Source organism: Burkholderia sp. IO2 (assembly GCF_029522185.1).
Classification (GTDB): Bacteria; Pseudomonadota; Gammaproteobacteria; order Burkholderiales; family Burkholderiaceae; genus Burkholderia; species Burkholderia cenocepacia.
The window spans coordinates 1-533 of record NZ_JAKWFH010000148.1; the positions used below are offsets into that span (position 1 = coordinate 1).

The window sequence follows — 533 nt, forward strand, 5'->3', positions numbered from 1 at the left end:
GCCATCGACGCACGTATGCTTGCCGAACTGGCTTCCGTGCTACTGCGTCGGGACGATCTGTCCCGCTTGCTACGTCCCGTTCCCGACGAGCGGCAGCAGTGGCTGGCTGCACTGGTGACCCGACGGCGCCAACTACTCACCATGCTCCTTTCGGAGCGACAGCGGCTCCAGATCACGCCGGTTGGTCTGCATTCAAGTCTGCTGGCTATCATTGCCGCCATCCAGGCACAACTCGATGACATTGACGCTCAGATGGTCGCTCATGTACGCCAGCACTTCGGTGAACTCGACCGCCTGTTGCAGTCCACACATGGAATTGGCCCGGTATCCAGCGCCTGCCTGATCGCAGAACTGCCCGAATTGGGCCGGCTCAATCGCCGTCAGATTGCAGCCCTCGTTGGCGTCGCTCCCATTGCTTGCGATTCCGGCTTACGTAATGGGCGACGACGGGTTCAAGGTGGCCGCTTCGCGATCCGTCGCGTGCTGTACATGGCTACATTGACTGCCACACGCTACAACCCCGCCATCAGAGC

General features: G+C 61.0%; 1 pseudogene. It reads left to right on the plus strand.

Going from position 1 to position 533, the window contains the following annotated elements:
• Window positions 1–533, plus strand: a pseudogene (locus tag MMB92_RS35225) (IS110-like element ISBcen8 family transposase); the annotation flags it as partial.